This is a genomic window from Sphaerisporangium sp. NPDC049002 (assembly GCF_040649355.1).
Taxonomy (GTDB): Bacteria; Actinomycetota; Actinomycetes; order Streptosporangiales; family Streptosporangiaceae; genus Sphaerisporangium.
The window spans coordinates 1-19,975 of sequence record NZ_JBEZFH010000139.1 but is presented as its reverse complement, the minus strand read 5'-3'; the positions used below and the strand labels follow the sequence as shown (position 1 = coordinate 19,975).

The following is a 19,975-nucleotide window of genomic DNA, read 5'->3' as shown; positions in this document are numbered from 1 at the left end:
GGCGCCGGTGGCGTCGCGGAAACTTCGCACACGGCCTGGGCACATTTCCGATCATGAACGAGCGGCTCACACGGATGAGGTCATCCGCCCGTGGTCACTTGCATGGCGACGGGCCGGTAGACCAGACCATCGGTCCAGGTCACCGATTCGGGTGACGCGGTCAGGCGGAGGGCGGGCCGCCGGGTGACCAAGGCTCTGATCGCCTCGGTGAGCTCGACCCTGGCGAGGCTGGCGGCCAGGCAGCGATGCGGGCCGTAACCGAATGCCACATGCGGGTTCGGGGGGTGGTGGACGAAGCGGTGGATGTCGAACCGCCCCGGCTCGGGAAACGCCTGCGGATCGTGGTTGGCAGCGTTCAGGTTCGGCATGACGACCGTCCCGGCGCCCAGCGAGCCACTAGGAAGGTCGATGTCTTCGGTCACCCGGCGCATGAAGGCGCTGGCGGGCGGCCCGTCGAAGCGGAGGATCTCCTCGACCGCGGTGGCCGTGAGGGCCGGGTCCGCTACCAGCTCGGCCCACTGGCCGGGGTGGAGGAGCAACCTGAAGACACCGCGGGCGATCATTGAGGCCGTCGTCTCGTGACCGGCCGTGATGAGGGAGAAGACGGTGTTGACCAGCTCTCCTTCCGACAGCCGGTCGTCCTCGTCCCTGGCCTGGATGAGCAGGTCGACAAGGTCATCGCCGGGCTTGGCCCGATGCTGGGCGACCAGCTCGGCGGCATAGGCCATGAATTCGGTGTAGCCCTCGTAACGTGCCTGCTCGTTGGCCGTGGAGGTGGTCAGGAACATGTCCGTCCACCGGACGAACTGGTCGTAGTGGTCCATCGGCACGCCGAGCGTCTCGCAGATGACATGGCCCGGTAGCCGCAGCGCGTATCCCTGGACCAGATCGAAGTCGTCGCCCAGCGCGTCGAGGAGTTCTCCGGCGATGTTCGCGATGCGGGGGCGCCACGGTTCGATCTGGCGCGGAGTGAAGGTGCCCTGCATGATCCGGCGGTAGCGGGTGTGCTCAGGCGGGTCCTGATTGATCAGCGCGTCCGGGTCGTCGTCGATGCCTATGCCGCTCACCAGCCGCGGCAGCCCTGGTATGCGCAGGTTACGGCTGCACGTGGGCGAGGCCAGCAGAGCGCGGACGTCCTCGTACCTGACGGCCAGCGGGACGCGGTCGCCGCTTGGCATGGCCGCCGGCTCCAGCGGCCCCGACTCGCGCCTGTGGGCGAACTCCGGCGGCGGCGTGGCGAGCGGTCCCGGGATGATGTCGGGCCAACTCCCGTTCGAATCCGGCTCGGCGGTCATCGCAACCCCTTCCAGCCTGGGCGACAGCAGACGGCCCCTCGTGGAACGTACGAAACGCCGTGCCACCCGTCAACAGCTCCGGCCCGCCGTCGCACGGGGCATCTGCTTTGCTCCTACTGTCTGACATACGGCAAGCAAGGGATTTGACATGCGACACTTCCGCGCCCGCCGGCTCGCGGCCGCGCTGCCCGCGACCGCCTTGGCGATCTCCCTCCTGTCCGGTTGCGTCCTCGGCGCGAAAACAGCCTCGACCGCGCCGCCGGCGGCGGCCCCGGCGGCCCCGGCGGCCCCGGCGGCGGCAACGGCGCTGACTGCGGCAACGGCGCCGGCGGCGGTTTCGGGAGAGGCCCAGGTCAGGAAGGACCTGCGCAAGCTGGAGGTGTCCTTCAAGGGCCGCATCGGCGCGTACGCCATCGACACGGCCACCGGCAAGATGGTGACGTATCGGGCGGGCGAGCGCTTCCCGTTGCTGTCCACCTTCAAGGCGCCCCTCTGCGCGGCCGTGCTGCACAAGGCGCGCACCTCCGAGCCCGGCCTGATGAGCAAGGTCGTCAAGTGGACGGCCGCCGATCTGAAGCCCAACTCGCCGATCACCGAGAAGCACGTCGAGGACGGCCTGAGCGTCGCGCAGCTGTGCGAGGCGGCCGTCACGCTGAGCGACGGCACCGCGTCCAACCTGCTGCTCGCGCAGATCGGCGGGCCCGCCTGCCTGACGAAGTACTTCCGTACGCTGAAGGACCCGATCTCCCGTATGGACCGCCGGCACCCCGAACTCAACGACTGGACCCCCAAAGAGAAGCGCGACACCACCACGCCCGCGGCCATCGGCCGTGACCTGCGCGCGCTCACGACTGGGAAGGCGCTGCACGCCAAGGACCGGGAGCAGCTCAACGCCTGGCTGATCGCGAGCAAGACCGGCGACGAGCGCATCCGCGCCGGCCTGCCCAAGACCTGGACGATCGGCGACAAGACCGGCACCAACTCCTCGGGGTTCGGCGGTGGGAACGACATCGCCGCCATCTGGCCCGAGAAGGGCGCCGCGCCCCTCATCATGGCGATCTACACCAACCGCTCCGCAGGTCTCGCCACCGACAACAAGGCCATCGCGAAGACCGCCACCATCCTGGCCCGCGGGCTCGGCAAGCTCTGAGGCCCAGCCGGGGGACGAAGATGCGCGTGGCGGGGCCGACGTAGCGGCGACCGTGTTGCCGGCCGTCGCCGCCGTCCTCTATCTGGCGGAAGGAACCCCTGACTCTGTCCGGGCAGGTGGCACGGTGGCGCGCCTGCGAAGATGCCGCGAAGCCGGTGCTCAGTAGAGGGCGCGGACGCTGCCGCCGTCGACGCCCCAGACCGATCCGGTCACGAACGACGACAGCGGGCTGGCCAGGAACACCATCACGTTGGCCACCTCCTCGGGCGTGCCGAGCCGGTGCAGGGGGAGCTGCCGCAGCCGCATCTCGTGCTCGACGGCCGCCATCGGCTCCAGGCCGTGCAGCTCGGACAGGGTGTCGGCGAAGCCACCGGGCTTGGTCCAGAACGGCGTCCAGATGGGCCCCGGGGCCACGGCGTTGACGCGGATGTGCGGACCCTCGGCGCGGGCCAGCCCCTTGGTGACCGCGAGGACGGCCGCCTTGGAAGCGGCGTAGTCGATGGGCTGGGTCTCGGGCTGCCGGGCCAGGTCGGAGGCGTTGTTGATGATCACCGGGGAGTTCCGCGAGGCACGCAGGTGCGGCAGCGCGGCCCGGCTGACCCGCACGTAGCTCATGAAGTTGAGGTTCATGGTGCTCAGCCACTCGTCATCGGTGAGCTGGTCGAACGTGCGGACCGCGCCGGTGCCCACGTTGTTGACCAGGATGTCGAGGCCGCCGAGGATGTCGAGCGCGGCTCCGACGGCGGTCTCGCAGCCGGTCAGGGTCGAAAGGTCGGCAGTGACGGGGCCGAAGGCGCCGCCGGACGCCCCGGTCTCGGCCGCCAGCTCTGCCAGCAGCTTCTCGTCATGGTCGGCGGCGACCACGTCGGCGCCTTCGGCGAGCATGGCGCGCACGACGGCCGCTCCGATGCCGGAGGCCCCTCCGGTCACGAGGACCTTGCGTCCTTCGAGGTTCACTTGCATTATCGCTCCATTCGGGTGTTATGGGGTCGTGCGTCACACATCGGCGGCGATGTACTTGGTCTCCAGGAACTCGTGGATGCCGTCGAATCCGCCCTCGCGCCCGAGGCCGCTCTGCTTGTATCCGCCGAACGGCGCGGCCGGGTCGGACAACACGCCCCGGTTGACCGCGACCATGCCGGATTCGAGCCTGTCGGCGACCTGAAGCCCTCGGCGCAGGTCGCCGGAGTAGACGTAGCTGATGAGCCCGAAGGGGGTGCCGTTGGCGCGGGCCACCGCCTCCTCCTCGTCGTCGAACGTCACGATCGGGGCGACCGGCCCGAAGATCTCGACGTCGAGGATGTCCGCGTCCGGCGCGACGTCCGCGAGGACCGTCGGAGGGTAGAACGCGCCCGCCCCGGCCGGCACCGAGCCGCCGGAGACGGGCCGCGCTCCGGCTCCGGTGGCGCGCTCCACCAGCTCGGCGACCTTCCCGCGCTCGGCGGTGGACACCAGCGAGCCGATCTCGCTGGACGGGTCGAGGCCGGGTCCGACCTTCAGCCCTGCCATTGCGTTCGCGAGGGCCGAGGTGAACTCCTTCGCGACGGACCGGTGGACGTAGAAGCGGTTGGCCGCTGTGCAGGCCGCACCGCCGTTGCGCAGCTTGGCCACCATCGCTCCCTGGACGGCGGCGGTGACGTCCGCGCCGGCCAGCACCAGGAACGGCGCGTTGCCGCCGAGCTCCATCGACGTCCGCACGACCTGGTCGGCCGCCTCGTGCAGCAGGACCCTCCCCACCTCGGTCGATCCCGTGAACGACAGGTTGGTGACGCGCGGGTCGTGCAACATCTCGCGGACCCGCTGGGCGGTCGGGGCGGCGACGACGACGTTGACCACGCCGTCGGGGACCCCCGCGCGCCACAGGACGTCGGCGATCGCCAGCGCGGTGAGCGGGGTCTCCGTGGCGGGCTTGAGCACGACCGAGCACCCGGCCGCGAGCGCCGGCCCGATCTTGCGGGTTGCCATCGCGGCGGGGAAGTTCCACGGGGTGATGAGCAGCGAGACGCCGACCGGCTGGTGGGTGACGATGATGCGCTTGTCGCCTCCCGGCGCGAGCCGGTAGTCGCCCTGGACGCGGACGGCCTCCTCGGCGAACCAGCGGAAGAACTCGGCGGCGTAGGTCACCTCGGCCCTGGCGTCGGCCAGCACCTTGCCGTTCTCGCGGACGATGAGCTCGGCGATCTGGCCGGCCTCGGCGGTCATCAGCTCGAAGGCCCGCCGCAGGATCTCGGCCCGCTCTCTCGGGGCGCGCGCGGCCCAGGGCCCGAGCGCCGAGGAGGCGGCGTCGACCGCCTGGGCGCACTCGTCCTCGCCGGCGACGGCGACCTCGGCGATGGTCTCGTCGAGCGCCGGGTCTCTGACGGGGACGGTCGAGGTCCCCCCGACCCATTGGCCACCGATGAACAGCTCGGACCTGTACTTCACGACGCCTCCAGCTCTTGTGAATCGATGCGCCGGTGCCCCGGCTTGGCACGCTCGTACTGCACGGGCCACGGCACGGCGGCCCCCACCGCGCCGGCGGCCCGCAGGGCCCAGTGCGGGTCGCGGAGCATGGCCCTGCCGAGGAGCACCGCGTCGGCCTTTGCCGAGCCGATGAGCGCCTCGGCCTGTTCCGGCTCGGTGATCCTTCCGACGGCGGCGGTGCGCACGCCCGCGCCCTCGCGCACCGCGTGGGCCAGGTCGCTCTGGTACGCCCCGTCGGCGGGGATCTCGGCGTCGGGCACGAGCCCGCCCGAGGAGCAGTCGACGAGGTCGACGCCCAGGCCGGCCAGCCTGCGGGCGAACCCGATCGACGACTCCAGGTCCCACCCGCCGGGCACCCAGTCGGTCACCGAGACGCGGACGAACAGCGGGCGGTCCGCGGGCCATTCCTCGCGCACCGCGGCGACCACTTCGAGGGGGAACCGCATCCGGTTCTCGTAGGACCCGCCGTACCGGTCCTGCCGCCGGTTGCTCAGCGGGGACAGGAACTCGTGCAGCAGGTATCCGTGGGCGGCGTGCAGCTCCACGACGTCGAACCCCGCGTCCAGGGCCCTCGCCGCGGCGGCGGCGAAGGCGCGCCGGGTGGCGTCGATGTCGCCGAGGGTCATGGCCGCCGGAGCAGGGAGGTCGCCGTAGGGAACGGCGGACGGCGCCAGCGTCGGCCAGCCGCCCTCCGCGGGCGGCACCCACGCTTCGCCGGTCCACGGCGTCGAGGTCGACCCCTTGCGCCCTGCGTGGGAGAGCTGGATGCCGAGCGGCGTCTCCTGGCGGTGCGCGTACCGCACGACCCGCGCCCACGCCTCGGCCTGTTCGTCCGACCACAGCCCGGCGCACTGGGGGCTGATCCGCCCAGCTGGGGTGACGCCGGTGGACTCCGCGACGATCAGGCCGGCGCCGCCGCTCGCGAGCGCCCCGAGGTGGACGAGGTGCCAGTCGCCCACGACCCCGTCCACGGCCGAGTACTGGCACATCGGTGACACCCAGGCACGGTTGCGGAAGGTCGTGCCCCGGACGGTCAGCGGCGTGAACAGGTGTGAGGTGCTCACGTACGCCGCCCGCCGTCCGGGCTGAGCATCACCTTGGCGTGCCGGGCCGAGTCCCGCGCGGCCGAAAGGGCGGCGGCGCAGTCCTCGAACGCGAACACGTCGGACACCAGCGGTTCGAGGTCGAGCCCGGTGCGGTCGAGCAGCCGCAGCGCCGGCTCCCAGATGTGCGGCGGGGCTCCGGTGGACGAGAGCACCCGCAGGTTGTGGTTCTGGATCTGGTGCAGGGAGACCTGGGCCGACCGCCGGTGCGACAGGCCCATGAACATCAGCCGCGCGTCCCGGGCGGTGACGTCGAAGACCGCGGCCTGCGCCGAGGGGGCGCCCGACGCCTCGACGACCAGGTCCGCGCCCCGGCCGCCGAGGGCCCGCAGCACGCTCGCCGCGGTGTCCTCATCGTCGGTGACCTGGACACAGTGGTCCGCGCCGAGCGCGCCTGCGATCCTGAGCCGTTCGCCGCTGGGATCGACGGCGACGACCCGCGCGCCCAGGCTCCGGGCGAGGCCGACCATGGACAGCCCGATCGCGCCGCATCCGAAGACCGCGACGGTGTGCCCGGCGTCGGCTCCCCCGGCGGTACGCAGGCCCTGCAGGCAGCAGGCGAGCGGTTCGACCAGGGCGGCGCGCAGCGAGGAGACGGCGGGGGGCACGGCGAAGCACATCGTCTCGGGCACGGTGAAGTTGTCGGCCATGGCACCGTCGGTGGACACGCCGAACCAGATGTTGCCGCCGAGCGAGCCATGGCCGATCACACGGTCGCCGGGGCGGAACCGCGAGACGCGCGGGCCCGCCTCAAGGACCACTCCGGCCCACTCGTGGCCGAGCACGTGCGGGAACTCGACCTCGAAGCCCGGGTCCATCACTCCGAAGATCTGTTCCAGGTCCGATCCGCAGATGCCGACGTAGTCGGGGCGGACGCGCACGGCGTCGGCGGCCAGTGGTGGCGTGGGCAGCAGGTCGCAGCTCACCGTGATGCCGCCCGCCCCGCGGTGGACCACCACGGCCCGGCGCGGCGCGCTCGCTTCGTGGGTCGTCGTCAACAGTCCTCCTCAGTGGACGATCAGGCCGCCGTCGACCACGAGCTGCGCCCCGGTGATGAAGGACGCCTCGTCCGAGGCGAGGAACAGCACGGCGTTGGCGACCTCGCCGGAGCTCCCGGCCCGGCCGAGTGGGGTCTGGCGCACCAGCTCCGCCGAGATCTCCGGGTCCTGCGCGTCGGTCATGGGCGTGGTGATGAGGCCGGGGTGAACGGAGTTGACCCGGATGCCGTCGGCCGCGTAGGAGATCGCGGCGTTCTTGGTCATGACCGTCACGGCGCCCTTGGACGCCTGGTACGCCGCTACGCCGGCCGAGCCGATGAGCCCCCACGCGGAGGACATGTTGACGATCGCCCCGGCTCCGGCCCGCCGCATGACGGGGATGACCGACCGCATTCCGTAGAAGACGCCCGTCTGGTTGGTGGCGACGATGCGGTGCCAGTCGTCCACGGGGATCTCGGTCAGCGAGTCGTAGGAGCCGACGAAGCCGGCGCAGTTGAACAGCACGTCGACCCGCCCGTGCCTGCCGTCGATCTCCTCGACCAGCCCCGTCCAGGCGGAAAGGTCGGAGACATCGAGCTTCCTGTGGAAGGTGCGGTCCTCGTCGCGGGGGTCGGCCGCGATGTCGGCGGCGTAGACCAGGGCCCCCTCCCGCGCGAACCGTTCCGCCGTGGCCCTGCCGATGCCGCTCGCGGCGCCGGTGACGATGCAGATCTTGTCCGCCAGCCGCATTGCCTATTCCTTTCCGTTGGTCTCACGTGCCGCGTCGGCGGCGCCGAACCGGCCGGCCGCCGTGGCGTACGCCTCGGCGACGGCGGATTCGAGGGGGCGCGTCCGGTAGGTCTCGGAGAGGATCTCGACGCCCCAGGGCCCGGTCCAGCCGATGTCGCGCATGACGTTGATGAACTCGGCGACCCGGAACGAGCCCTGGCCGCACAGCCGCCGCCGCAGGACGGTGTCGGTGTAGCCGTCCCCGACCTGCTGGGCGTCGCCGTCGTCGAGCTCCACGCCCTTGATGAGCCCGAGCGGGACCTGGGCGAGTTCCTCCAGGGTGGCGCCGCCGCGCTCGACGTGCCACAGGTCGACCATCAGGCCGCCCGCCGGGTGGTCCGCGGTCCTCACCAGGTCGAGGCCCCGCGCGAGGGTGTCCACGTTGGAGAACGGCATGAACTCCAGCGCGACGGTCGTCCCGGCCGCCGCGAAGGCCTCGCAGACGCGGTGGAATCCCGCCGCCCAGCGGTCGCGCTCGTACGGGCCGCCCGTGATGTCGGGCCCGACCTTGACGTGGTGCGGGGACAGCGCCTCCGACGCCTCCACCAGCAGCTTCAGTGTGCGGTCCGACTCGTGGCGTTCGGGCTCGTCCTTCCACCAGTCGGTGAGGAACTCCAGTTCGAGCGTCGTGATGCCGTTGTCGTCGAGGATCTTCCGCAGCGTCGGCAGGTCCGACGTGCGCAGGAATGCCTCAAGGTCGACGTGCATCAGCCCGAAGCCGGTGAACCCCGCGCGGGCCGCCTGCTCGACGCGGGCGGGGAGCGGTAGCGGGCTGGCGTCCCGGCCGGGCAGGGGGACGGCGTCGCCGGCCGTCGTCCAGCAGGTGGCCAGCAGGTCATGGTGTGTCATCGGGGTTGGCTCCTCGGAAGGGTGTGGCGGCCCGGGGTCAGTACGGGTTCGCGACGAACAGTTCCTGCGCGGGGAACAGCGTGATGACCTTGGCGCCCTCGGAGGTCACGACGACCTCTTCCTCGATGCGCGCCGCGGACGCGCCGTCGGAGGCCGGGCAGTAGGTCTCCAGCGCGAAGACCATCCCCTCCTCGATCCTCACCGGGTGCTCGATCGAGTTGAGGCGCGAGATGATGGGCCGCTCGTGCAGGCCGAGCCCGAGCCCGTGGCCGAACTGCAGCCCGAAGGCCTCCATCTCGGAGGCGAAGCCGAACTCCTGGGCGGTGGGCCACGCCTTGGCGATCTCGTCGGTCCAGGTGCCCGGCTTGACCAGCTCGATCGCGGCGTCGATCCACTCGCGGGCCTTGGTGTACGCGTCGCGCTGCGAGGGGGTCGACGAGCCCACGTTCAGCGTGCGGTAGTAGCAGGTCCGGTAGCCGTTGTAGGACTGGATGATGTCGAAGAAGCAGGTGTCGCCCGGTCGGATGATGCGGTCGGTGAAGTTGTGCGGGTGCGGGTTGCACCGCTCCCCCGACACCGCGTTGATCGCCTCGACGTCGTCGGAGCCCATCTCGTAGAGGTAGGCGTTGGCGAGGGCCACCAGGTCGTTCTCCCGGATGCCCGGCTTGAGCGCGTCCGAGATCTTCTGGTAAACGCCGTCGACCATGGCGGCGGCCTGCGACAGCAGCAGGATCTCGTCCATGCTCTTGATCTGCCTGGCCTCCAGCATCACCTGCTGGCCGTCGGCCACGGTGAGGCCGGCCTGCTGCATGGCGAGCGTCATCGGCGGCTCGGCGATGTCGACGCCGACGGGGGCGTCCTGCTGCCCGGCCTCGACGAGCAGGTCACGGATCTCCTGCACGGCGCGGGTGAACAGGCCGACCTCGGGGGCCACCGCCCCGCGCAGGCCCACCATTCCGGCGCGGCAGTTCTCTGGCAGCAGCCAGGGAGCGTAGAGCCTGTGGTGCTTGGCCGCCGAGCCGAAGTCCCACAGCACCGGCTCGCGCCCGCGTACCAGCAGCGCGTAGCGGGTCATCTTGTCGCGCGACCACTCGCCGATGACCGAGCCGGTCAGGTAGCGGATGTTGTTCACGTCGAAGACGAGCATGGCGCCGAGGTCGGAGTTCTCCAGGGCGGCACGGGCACGGGCGAGGCGGTAGTCGCGCAGCCGGGTGAAGTCGACGCGTGTCTCGAAGTCCACCGACATGTGACCGGGCGCGCCGATGGCACGCGGGTCGATCGTGTGGGCGTTCGTCGTTGTCATGAAGGCTCCTGGATCTGATCGGTCGGGCCGGTGGCGGGCGGGCGTACCTCGGACGGTTCGAGGCCCGCGGCTCGGGCCTGGACGGTGAGCAGCGACAGGAAGTCCAGCTCGCCGTACCCCTGGGCGATGGCTGAGAGCAGCAGTGTGCGGACCAGGCCGATGACCGGCATGGGCACCTGCCGGGCCGACGCCTCGTGCAGGCCTAGGTCGAGGTCCTTCAGCAGGAGGCGGGAGGTGAACGTCGGCGTCATGTCCAGGCGGCTGATGGCGTCGGTCTTGTAGCGGGTGAAGGTCGAGCCCACGACGCTGTCGTTGACGAACTCCATGAAGACGCCCCGGTCGACGCCGAGGCTCTCGCACAGCACGACCACCTCGGCGAGGCCCTGCGTCGTCACGCCGAGCAGCAGGTTGTGGGCGATCTTCAGCAGCCGCGCCTCGTCCTGCTCGCCGACGTAGGTGGCCTTGCGGCCGATGGTCTCCAGCACGCCCCGCGCCCGTTCGAAGGCGTCGCGGGAGCCGGAGCACACGAACGACGCCGTGCCCGCCTCGACGGCGGAGGGGTTGCCGCTGACGGGGGCGGACAGGAACGGCACGCCTGCCAGCGCCGCCGCCTCCCGTACGCGGCGAGACGCCTCCAGCGAGACCGTGGAGGTGTCGACCAGCAGGCGCGGGCGGGACGGGCCGGCGAGGACCCGTCCGGCGACCTCTTCCAGGTCGGCGGAGGCCGCGAGGCTGGTGACGACCACGTCGCGCCCGGCCAGGTCGGTGGGGTCGGCGGCGACCTCCGCTCCGGCGGCCCGCAGCGGCTCGGCCCGCTCCGGCGTGCGGTTCCAGACCGTCACGTGGTGCCCGGCCAGCAGGAGCCGCCGCACCATGGCGCTGCCCATCCTGCCCGTGCCGATCCAGCCGGCGGTCCAGGCGTCCGGGTCTCGGCTGCTCATGAGGCCTTCCGCTCCTCACCGGGGGAGGTCGGCACCCGCAGGTCCGACAGGTCGACGACCAGCTTGGGCCGGGGCCGTCCGGGCTCGCGCATGCGGTCGAAGGCGTGCCGTACCTCGGCGACGGGCAGCACCTGCTCGATGAGGGCCGCCGGGCGTACGGCCCCGGTGGCGATCATGTGCAGCGCCCGGGGCATCAGGTGGACCCCGCCGAGTACGCCGGAGAGCTGGAGTCCCTTGCTGACGAAGGCCGCGAGGTCGACGCCGTCCACCGGCCGGCCGGGGATCCCGACCTGCAGGATGCGGCCGGCGATCCCGGCGATCCGCGTCAACAGCGGGCCGATGCTCGCCGCGCCGGTCGCCTCGATCACCACCGGATAGGCGTCGGCGGGAGCCTGGTCCGGCGGCATGACGGCGCGGGCGCCGAGGTCGCGCGCGGCGGCGAGCCCTTCGGGGTCGATGCCGATGACGTCGACCGGGCAGTTCATCGCCGCGCCGACCTGCACCGCGAGCAGGCCGAGGGTGCCCGTGCCGAGCACGGCGACCGCCTCCCCCGGCTGGACGGCGGCCCGCTCGTAGGCGTTGAGCACCGTCACCAGGGGCTCGCCGACGAGCGCGTGGGCGGTCTCGACCTCCGGCGGGATGACGTGGACGTTCGCCGCGGGGATGCGCAGGTAGTGCGCCGCCGCGCCGGGCACGCCGCCGCGCACACCGAGCTCGTACCGGTTCGGGCAGAGGTTGTAGTGGCCGCCCCGGCAGGTCAGGCACTGCCCGCACGAGAGGAACGGCTCGCCGACCACCCGCCGTCCGACCAGGCCGGACGGGACGGACGGCCCGGCCGCCACGACCTCGCCGGCCCACTCGTGCCCGAAGCGGATCGGGAAGCTCGTGAGGCCGCCGACCACGTACGCGCTGGTGCCGTCGAGCAGGTGGACGTCGGTGCCGCAGATCCCGAGGTACTGGACGCGTACCAGGACCTGCCCCTCGGCGGGAGCGGGCACCGGCACGCCCTCGACCGTGAGGACGCCCGGAGCGGTGAACACCAGGGCCGGCATCATGCCGGTCGGCCAGTCGCCGTGCTGGGCCGTCGCGCTCATTCGGCACGCCTGGGGCCGGAGAAGCGGTGCGAGGACAGCCAGCCGATGAGCAGCGCCGCGAGGATGATCGCGCCGTAGGCGGCGTTGATCCAGAACGAGGGGACGTTCGACAGCGTGAGGATGTTCTGGATGATGCCGAGCAGGATCACGCCGAGCCCGGCGCCGATCAGATTGCCTCGGCCTCCGTTCAGGCTGATGCCGCCGATGACCGCCGCGGCGAACACCGTGAAGATCAGGTTGTCTCCCTGGTTGGCGGTGACCGACGCGATGCGGCCGGTCAGCATCAGCCCCGCGACCGACGCGAGAACGCTGCCGGCCAGTACGACGCCGATCGTCAGCCGGGTGGTGCGGATGCCGGCGGCGCGGGCCGCCTCGTGGTTGCCGCCCATGGCGTAGAGGCTGCGGCCGGTCGGGGTGTACTCCATGAACACGAAGGCGGCGGCGAAGGCGAGCACGAAGATCCACGCCTGGACGGGAAGCCCGAGGATGACGCCGTCGCCGAGGTAGGTCATGGCCCGGGGAAGCACCGCGTACGTCTGCCCGCCGGACAGCCCGATGGTCAGGCCCTGCAGCAGGATCAGCATCGCCAGCGTCACGATGAACGCGTTGAGCTTCAGCTTGGCGATCATGAATCCGTTGGCCAGCCCGATCAGCAGCACCGCCGGGACCGCGATGAGGATCGCCACCGGGAACGGCAGGCCGAGGCCGTTGTCGGCGGTGCTGGAGACAAGGACGGCGAGCAGCATCGGCGCGAAGCCCACCGTCGACTGCAGCGACAGGTCGAAGTAGCCGCTGATCAGGATCAGGCTCTCGGCGATGACGAGCACGCCGAGCACGGCGGAGGTCGTGATGATGTTGTCGATGATGTTGGTGGTGGTGAGGAAGGCGGGGCTCACCACCGCGCCCACGATCATCGCGGCGACGATGATGGGGATGAGGGCGAGCACCACCGGGTCGACGGCCCGGCGGTTGCGCCGCGCGGCCGGCCGTGATGACTCCGCCGGTTCGGTGCGGACGGGCGCCCTCTCCTGGAGCGGTTTCTTCTGTGCCGGTGTAGTCACTGTTGATCTCCTTCTCCGGAGGAGAGACGTCGGTCCGCCTCGGCGGCCGTGCCACTGCCCTGGACGGCGGCGGCGATCATGCTCTCGTTGAACGGCGGGCGCAGTTCCGCGGACACCTCTCCCTGGAGCATCGCGACGACGCGGTCGCAGACCTCCAGGTCACCGTCGTCGGAGGTCACGATCAGCACGGCCTGTCCCCCGCGCTTCAGCTCGTCGATCGTCTTGTAGATCGACTTCTTGGCGGACACGTCGACGCCCGCCGTGGGGTTGGTGAGGACCAGGACCCTCGGCTCGGCGGCGACCGAGCGGGCCAGCACGACCTTCTGCTGGTTGCCGCCGCTGAGCTCCTCGGTGGCCTGCGACGCCGCGTGGGCCTTGATGCTCCACTCGTCCGCGAGCCGGCGGTAGAACGCGTCCCGCCGCCTGGAGCTGATCAGCCGGAAGCGGTTGACGAACTTCGGCATGATCCCGAGCGTCGCGTTGTCGGCCACGCTCATCGCGGGCACGTAGCCGCTGATGTGCCGGTCCTCCGGGGTGAACCCGACCCCGGCCATGATGCAGCCTCGGATGTCGCCGAGGGGCAGCGGCTTCCCGTCCAGGGTGACGGTGCCGGAGTCGGCGCGGCGCTGCCCGGTGAGGACCTCGGCGAGCTGCATGTGGCCGGCCCCGTCGAGCCCGGTGAGCCCCACGCACTCGCCCGGCCGCAGTTCGAGGTCGACCTGCTTGATCTTGGGGGCGACGCTCACGCCGGAGGCGACGAGCACGGGCGGACGGCCGTCGTCCGCCGGCCCGGCCTGGTCGCGCCGCGCGGCGCCGGCGCCGGCGCCGGGGACGGCCGCCTCCCCCACCATCGCCTCGACCAGGTCGGGCATGGTCATCCGGTCGAGGCGCCCGGTGACGACGACCGCGCCGTCCCGCAGGACGGTGACGGAGTCGCAGACCTCGAAGATCTCGTGCAGGTGGTGGGAGACGTAGATGATGGTCACGCCCCGGGTGCGGGCCTTCTCGATGTGGTTGAACAGGCGTTGCGAGGCGCCCCGGTCCAGGCCCGCGGTCGGCTCGTCGAGGAGCAGCACCTTCGGGCCGAGGGACAGGACCCTGCAGATCTCGACGACCTTGCGTTCGAGCGGCTCCAGTTGCTCGACCGGAACACCCGCGAGGTCGCCGCACTCCCACTCGTCCAGCAGCGCGACGGCCCGCCGCATGACCTCCGGCCAGCGGATGAGCCCGCCCGCCGAGCGCGGGTACCGCGTGAGCGCGATGTTCTCCGCCGCCGTCGCCGCGGGGATCAGCGTGCTCCGCTGGTACACGCAGCCGATCGTCGAGGCGTCCCCGGCCAGCACCTTGATGGAGCCGGTGTCGGGCTGCGTGAGGCCGGTGAGGATCGACATGAGCGTCGACTTGCCGGCCCCGTTCTTGCCGATCAGCGCACGGGACTCGCCCTGATCGACGGTGAGGGACACCTGCGACAACGCCTGCGTGGGGCCGAACGCCTTCGAGACGTTGTCGACCACGATGGCCTGTGGCATGGCTACGCGCCTTCCTTCCGCGGGTTCCAGGGGTTCGCCGGTCGTCCGGCGAAGGCGTGACGCTCCCCGCCGCGTCACGCCCGGGACGGGCTCGGATCAGCCGTTGCCCCACAGCGCCGCGTCGTCGGCGTTGTCCTTGGTGACCGTGGGCGAGGGCAGCAGGTCCTGCAAGGAGTCGCCGAGCTTGACGATGGTGCTGTCGTGGTCGGTCGGGCCGGGCTGGAACGTCTTGCCGGCCATGGCCTCCTTGATGTACTGGATGCCGTACTTCGCGTACAGGTCCAGCGGCTGGGAGATGACGGCGTCGAGCGTTCCGGCCCGCACGGCGTCCAGCGCGGCCTTCGACCCGTCGATGCCCACGCTCACGATGTGGCCGGAGTCGCCGACCTTGGTGAGCTTGCCCTGGTTCTGCAGCACCTTCTGCACCCCGGCGAGGCAGACCGACTCGCTGCCCATGAACAGGCCGGTGATCTTCTGGGTGCTCAGGACCGTCTGCGCCTGGGTCGCGCACTCGTCGGGCTTCCAGTTCATCGGCTTGGAGATGACCTTGACCTTGGGGAACTGCTCGGCCATGCAGTCGGTGAAGCCCTTGCTGCGGTCCTGGCCGTTCTGGGTGGCGAGGTCTCCCTGGAGGTCCAGCACGCTGCCCTCGCCGCCGAGCTGCTTGCCCATGTACTCGCAGGCGGCCTTGCCCATGTAGACGTTGTCGGCGCGGACGATCATGGTGATCTTGCCGCTGTCGGACCCGAGGTCGACGGAGACGACCGGCACGTTCTTGCTGTTGGCCCGCTGGATCGCCGGCGCGATGGCCTTGCTGTCGACGGGGACCACGATGAGCCCCTTGACCCCCCTGCCGAGCAGGGTCGCGATGTCGGCGTTCTGCTTGGCCGCGTCGCCGTCGGCGTTGACGGCCGGGAGCAGGTCGACGGCCTGCGCCTTGGCCTGGTCGCCGAGCTGCTTGACGAGTTGCACCTGGAACGCGTCGGTCAGGAAGGACTCGGAGTACCCGACCTGCGCCTTGGTGTCACTGGTCGCGCCCCCCGACGCCGAACCGCTGGAACACGAGGTCACCGTTACGCTGACGGCCGCCGCGAAAAGGGCCAGCACACGACCGGCCTGCTTGCTGTGGTGTGACATTTCATCCTGCTCTGTTTCTCGAAGAGATCATTGTTCGGGTGCCGGTCGCGCGCTGGTTCGCCGCTGCCTGTGCACTGGGGGGACTTGTGATCCTCGCGATCAGTTGTCGCGGACGGACCCGGGTCGAGCGGACGGGGCGGATCCGCCGCCGTTCGGTCGTCCGGGCGGCTCGGGCACACCGGCCGTGGGGCCCGGTTCCATGACCGGTACGAGAGCCATGCGCGTACGGCGTATGTGGCCGGCCAGTACCCGCTCGGCGTCGATGGTGTCCGCGCGCCGGATGGCATCGATGAGTAACCGGTGCTCGGCGTTGATGACCCAGTCCCGCTGGTGGCCCGCCCGCTCGACATAGGCGCGCCGGTAGGGCTGGGTGATGTTCCACAGCCGCTCCACCATGTCCCGGAGCTCCCGGTACGGATTACCGGAGTAGGACAGAAGGTGCAGCTCACGGTCGAGTTGCAGGAAGCGGTCGATGCTTCTGTTCGCCTCGATCTCGTCCTGGATCTCGTCGAGCCGGTCGATCACGGCGGCGGACAGGTGGGGAATGCTCTCGGTCAGGGCGAGCGGTTCGAGACGCTCACGGATCTTGTAGGTGAGCTCGCACTCCTCCATGTCCATCTGCGAGACCCACGCGCCGCTGTTGGCCTTGAGGGTGACCAGGCCCTGGGAGTGCAGTATCCGCAGCGCTTCGCGCACGGGCAGCCGGCTCGCGCCGAACTCGCGGGCGACCTCCTCCTGCCTGATCCGCGCACCGGGCCCGAGCACGCCGGACAGGATGCGCTCACGCAGGTGCTCGGCGATCCGGTGGCTGGCCACGCCCGCCTCCGCTTCCGGCGCCGGCTCGGTGCCGGAGGACGATGAGGTGTCGTCGGTCATCAGGTCGCTTCCTCGCCTTCGTGTTCCAGGTACCAGGCCCGGCCGTGCGGATAGGTCACCAGCTCGAACTGGGCGCCCCACGGGGCGAGGAAGTAGACCCAGCGCTGGCCCTTGTGCGGCCCGCTGCTCGCCGTCGGCTCGCCGAGCACGGTCACTCCTCGCGACCGCAGGTAGTCCACCGCCGCGTCGATGTCGTGGACGTAGAGGGCGAAGTGGTGCCCGCCGACATCGCTGTTGCGCGGCGGCGTGTGCCTCTGGCCGGGGGCCGTGTACTCGAACACCTCGAAGACCGGCTGGGTGCCGCAGCGGAAGAACCGCAGCTTGCGCACCTCCGCGCGGGCGTCCACGTTCAGGTGCGCGGTCATCCAGTCGGCGTCGTCGGACAGCGGGGCCAGCGAGTAGAGGTACTCGCATCCGAGCACGTCGACGAGGAATGAGGTGGCCTGGTCGAGGTCGGGCACGGTCAGGCCGACATGGTCCAGGCCGACGAGTCCCGGAAGTCCCGTGGTACCCGGCTCAGCCATCCCATCCACCTCCACTCTGTTTCCGGCCCGTTTCGCCGAAGTTACGGACCCTGTCGCGTCCGAGGCCCCAAATCCGCTCTATGGATCCAATTGGCCTCGTGGATCGGTAGCTTGGTCGCGCAAAGCGGACAAAGTCAATGGTAAGTACATGATCCTCAGTTACAAACAGGTAACGCCCATATGAGATCGGATCCATTTTGTGTCATGGTCTGTAACCAGCCGCAGAAGCGGCGAAGGGCGCGCAGACCGGTCGTCACCCTGGTCATCGGCCACCCCCGCTCGCGCTCTCGCAGCCGGAACCGCCCGGCCACGGCCTGTCTACCTAGAGAGACCTCATGACCTCACACCAGGACCTCGCCGCTCCCTCTCCCTGGGTGGAGCTCACCACCACCGAAGCGGACTGGGACGCGGCCGACCCGGACCTCCTGCGCACGATGCTCGGCCAGCTCGTGCTGATCCGGTCCTTCGAGCAGTACGTGCTCGAACTGGCCTCGGCCGGTCTCGTGCACGGCCCCGCGCATTCGAGCATCGGCCAGGAGGCGGGCGCGGTCGGATCAATCGTCTCCCTGACCTCCTCGGACACCATCACCGGCTCGCACCGGGGCCACCACCAGTTTCTCGCCAAGGCGCTCGGGCACGCCGTACCCACGGGATGGGATCCACGCGAGGATCTGCCGGCGGAAGTCACCGACGTGCTGGCGCGCACCCTGGCCGAGATCTGCGGGCTGTCACGCGGTTTCTGCAGGGGCCGTGGCGGCTCGATGCACCTCCAGTGGCGCGAGGCCGGCGCCATGGGGACCAACGCCATCGTCGGCGGCGGAGTGCCGCAGGCCGCCGGGTTCGCCTGGGCGCACCGCCACGCCCGTACCGACGCCGTGTCGGTCGCCTACTTCGGCGACGGGGCGGCCAACATAGGTTCCGTACTTGAGACGTTCAACCTGGCCGCCGCCTGGTCGCTCCCGGTGTGCTTCTTCATCGAGAACAACCAGTACGCGGTGTCCACGCACGTCAGCGAGGTGACCGCCGAGCCGCGCCTGTCGGTGCGCGGCCTCGGCTTCGCCATCCCGAGCTGGCGCGTCGACGGGATGGACCCGCTCGCGGTCCACCTGGCCACGCAGGAGGCCCTGGCGCACATGCGCGCCGGCAACGGCCCGACGGTCATCGAGGCCGACCTGTACCGGTACTTCCACCAGAACGGCCCCTTCCCGGGCAGCGCCTTCGGGTACCGCTCTAAGGAGGAGGAGAAGCGCTGGCGGGAGCGCGACCCCATCGCGCTGATGACCGAGCGCCTCGCGCGCCGTGGCGTCCTCAGCGCCGACGAGGTCAAGCGGGCGGCCGAGAGGGCCGACACCGCGATGCGAAGCATCGGCGACGGGCTCCTCGAACCCGACCCCGGCGGCAAGCCCGGCCGGCGCCGGATCAGGCCGGAGGAATGGCCCGAGCCCTCTTTCAGCGACGTCGGAGTGCGAGGCGACCTCTCGGAGTTCGGCACCGGCGTCCGCTACGAGGAGGCGGAGTCCTTCTCCGGGACCCTGACCCAGCGCAGGTTCATCGACGTGGTCTCGGAGGTGATGGCGCGGCGCATGTCCACCGACGCCTCCATCGTCGTGATGGGTGAGGACGTCCACCGCCTCAGGGGCGGGACCAACGGCGCGACCAAGGGACTCGCGGACGCCTATCCCGACCGGGTGCTCGGCACGCCGATCAGCGAGAACGCCTTCGCGGGCCTCGCCGGGGGGATGGCGCTCGACCTGCGCTACCGGCCGGTCGTCGAGTTCATGTACGCCGACTTCCTGTGGGTGGCCGCCGACCAGCTCTTCAACCAGATCGGTAAGGCGCGGCACATGTTCGGCGGCGACAACGCGGTGCCGCTCGTGCTGCGCAGCAAGGTCGGCACCGGCACCGGGTACGGATCCCAGCACTCGATGGACCCCGCCGGGATCTTCGCCACCGCCCCCGGATGGCGCATCGTCGCGCCGAGCACGCCCTTCGACTACGTGGGCCTGCTGAACACCGCCCTGCGGTGCGACGACCCGGTGGTGGTCATCGAGCACGTCGACCTCTACGCGAGCGTCGGCGACGGCCCGGCCGACGACCTCGACTACCACATCCCGGTGGGCAAGGCGGCCGTGCGCAGGCAGGGCTCCGACGTCACCGTGCTGTCCTACCTGTCGATGGTCGCCCACTGCCTGGAGGCGGCCGGGCAGCTCGAAGGGCTCGACCCCGAGATCATCGACCTGCGGTGGCTCGACCGTGCCAGCATCGACTGGGACACGATCGGCGCCAGCGTCAAAAAGACCAACAACGTCCTCATCGTCGAGCAGGGGGCGATCGGCACCTCCTACGGAAGCTGGCTCGCCGACGAGATCCAGCGCCGCTTCTTCGACTGGCTCGACCAGCCCGTCCAGCGCGTGACCGGCGGTGAGGCGTCGCCGAGCATCAGCAAGGTCCTCGAACGCGCCGCCATCGCCCGCACCGAGGAAGTGGTCGCCAAGCTCCGGGACATGACCGCCGACGGCCCGCTCGCGTCCGAGCGCTGATCCCTGAACCAGGACTGACGAACATGGCCACACTTCTTCGCATGCCAGAGCCGGCGGCCGGCGCCACCAGGGCCACCGTGTCCGAATGGCCGATCGCCGAGCACACCCCCTTTCCCGTCAACGCCGCCATCGCCGTCATCGAGACCGACAAGGCGATCATCGAGATCGAGGCGGAGTCCGAGGGGATCATCCTCAGGGCGCTCGTGCCCGCCGGCACCGAGGTGGACGTCGGCGCCCCGATCGCGCTGCTCGGGTCGCCCGGCGAGCAGGCCGGGGACCTCGACTCGCTGCTCGCCGAGCTCGGCGCCGCCACCTCCGGCCCGTCCCGGGACACCGGCTCCCCG

At 70.8% G+C, this 19,975-nt stretch carries 18 protein-coding genes; 3 read left to right on the top strand and 15 right to left on the bottom strand.

Annotated elements, in window-relative coordinates; translation table 11 throughout:
- Positions 1-80: 80 nt before the first annotated feature.
- Complete coding sequence (locus tag AB0B89_RS24630) at positions 81-1,295, bottom strand: cytochrome P450 (protein ID WP_358557195.1); 1,215 nt, start codon at positions 1,293-1,295, stop codon at positions 81-83.
- 148 nt (positions 1,296-1,443) lie between these two features.
- On the opposite strand from AB0B89_RS24630, the gene bla reads away from it, so the two are divergent.
- Entirely contained in the window at positions 1,444-2,445 is a 1,002-nt protein-coding gene (gene bla / locus AB0B89_RS24625; protein ID WP_358557192.1) for a class A beta-lactamase, read from the top strand.
- 159 nt (positions 2,446-2,604) lie between these two features.
- On the opposite strand, the gene AB0B89_RS24620 is transcribed toward bla, so the two are convergent.
- From AB0B89_RS24620 to AB0B89_RS24555, 14 genes are all read right to left on the bottom strand, one after another.
- Positions 2,605-3,408 (bottom strand): SDR family oxidoreductase, encoded by an 804-nt coding sequence (locus tag AB0B89_RS24620; RefSeq protein WP_358557189.1) that lies wholly within the window; start codon positions 3,406-3,408, stop codon positions 2,605-2,607.
- 33 nt (positions 3,409-3,441) lie between these two features.
- Complete coding sequence (locus AB0B89_RS24615) at positions 3,442-4,869, bottom strand: NAD-dependent succinate-semialdehyde dehydrogenase (protein WP_358557186.1); 1,428 nt, start codon at positions 4,867-4,869, stop codon at positions 3,442-3,444.
- Positions 4,866-5,972, bottom strand: a complete 1,107-nt coding sequence (locus tag AB0B89_RS24610) for an NADH:flavin oxidoreductase/NADH oxidase (protein ID WP_358557183.1) — start codon at positions 5,970-5,972, stop codon at positions 4,866-4,868. The genes AB0B89_RS24615 and AB0B89_RS24610 overlap by 4 nt, the downstream gene beginning before the upstream one ends.
- Positions 5,969-7,009: a zinc-binding dehydrogenase gene (locus AB0B89_RS24605; RefSeq protein ID WP_358557180.1), complete on the bottom strand. Its 1,041-nt coding sequence runs from the start codon at positions 7,007-7,009 to the stop codon at positions 5,969-5,971. The genes AB0B89_RS24610 and AB0B89_RS24605 overlap by 4 nt, the downstream gene beginning before the upstream one ends.
- 9 nt (positions 7,010-7,018) lie before the next feature.
- Positions 7,019-7,738: an SDR family oxidoreductase gene (locus AB0B89_RS24600; protein ID WP_358557177.1), complete on the bottom strand. Its 720-nt coding sequence runs from the start codon at positions 7,736-7,738 to the stop codon at positions 7,019-7,021.
- Between the two features lie 3 nt (positions 7,739-7,741).
- Positions 7,742-8,626 carry a sugar phosphate isomerase/epimerase gene (locus AB0B89_RS24595; protein WP_358557174.1) on the bottom strand — a complete coding sequence of 295 codons (885 nt, stop codon included), beginning with the start codon at positions 8,624-8,626 and terminating at the stop codon, positions 7,742-7,744.
- 37 nt (positions 8,627-8,663) lie between these two features.
- Entirely contained in the window at positions 8,664-9,929 is a 1,266-nt protein-coding gene (locus tag AB0B89_RS24590) for a Xaa-Pro peptidase family protein (RefSeq protein WP_358557171.1), read from the bottom strand.
- Positions 9,926-10,870 carry an NAD(P)-dependent oxidoreductase gene (locus AB0B89_RS24585; protein ID WP_358557168.1) on the bottom strand — a complete coding sequence of 315 codons (945 nt, stop codon included), beginning with the start codon at positions 10,868-10,870 and terminating at the stop codon, positions 9,926-9,928. The genes AB0B89_RS24590 and AB0B89_RS24585 overlap by 4 nt, the downstream gene beginning before the upstream one ends.
- On the bottom strand, positions 10,867-11,964 hold the full coding sequence (locus AB0B89_RS24580; RefSeq protein WP_358557165.1) for an alcohol dehydrogenase catalytic domain-containing protein: 1,098 nt from the start codon (positions 11,962-11,964) through the stop codon (positions 10,867-10,869). The genes AB0B89_RS24585 and AB0B89_RS24580 overlap by 4 nt, the downstream gene beginning before the upstream one ends.
- Positions 11,961-13,025, bottom strand: coding sequence for an ABC transporter permease (locus AB0B89_RS24575; RefSeq protein WP_358557162.1), 1,065 nt, complete (start codon positions 13,023-13,025; stop codon positions 11,961-11,963). Before AB0B89_RS24575 ends, AB0B89_RS24580 begins: the two co-directional genes overlap by 4 nt.
- Entirely contained in the window at positions 13,022-14,554 is a 1,533-nt protein-coding gene (locus AB0B89_RS24570; RefSeq protein WP_358557159.1) for a sugar ABC transporter ATP-binding protein, read from the bottom strand. Before AB0B89_RS24570 ends, AB0B89_RS24575 begins: the two co-directional genes overlap by 4 nt.
- A 96-nt stretch (positions 14,555-14,650) precedes the next feature.
- Positions 14,651-15,691, bottom strand: coding sequence for a sugar ABC transporter substrate-binding protein (locus AB0B89_RS24565; RefSeq protein ID WP_358557156.1), 1,041 nt, complete (start codon positions 15,689-15,691; stop codon positions 14,651-14,653).
- 99 nt (positions 15,692-15,790) lie between these two features.
- Entirely contained in the window at positions 15,791-16,567 is a 777-nt protein-coding gene (locus AB0B89_RS24560; RefSeq protein ID WP_358557153.1) for a GntR family transcriptional regulator, read from the bottom strand.
- Positions 16,567-17,091: a VOC family protein gene (locus AB0B89_RS24555; RefSeq protein ID WP_358557150.1), complete on the bottom strand. Its 525-nt coding sequence runs from the start codon at positions 17,089-17,091 to the stop codon at positions 16,567-16,569. The genes AB0B89_RS24560 and AB0B89_RS24555 overlap by 1 nt, the downstream gene beginning before the upstream one ends.
- A 335-nt stretch (positions 17,092-17,426) precedes the next feature.
- Between AB0B89_RS24555 and AB0B89_RS24550 the strand changes: the two genes are divergently transcribed.
- Positions 17,427-19,631: a thiamine pyrophosphate-dependent enzyme gene (locus AB0B89_RS24550; RefSeq protein ID WP_358557147.1), complete on the top strand. Its 2,205-nt coding sequence runs from the start codon at positions 17,427-17,429 to the stop codon at positions 19,629-19,631.
- A 41-nt stretch (positions 19,632-19,672) separates the two neighbouring features.
- Positions 19,673-19,975 (top strand): lipoyl domain-containing protein (locus AB0B89_RS24545; protein ID WP_358557144.1); only part of this gene is annotated, 303 nt, incomplete at its 3' end.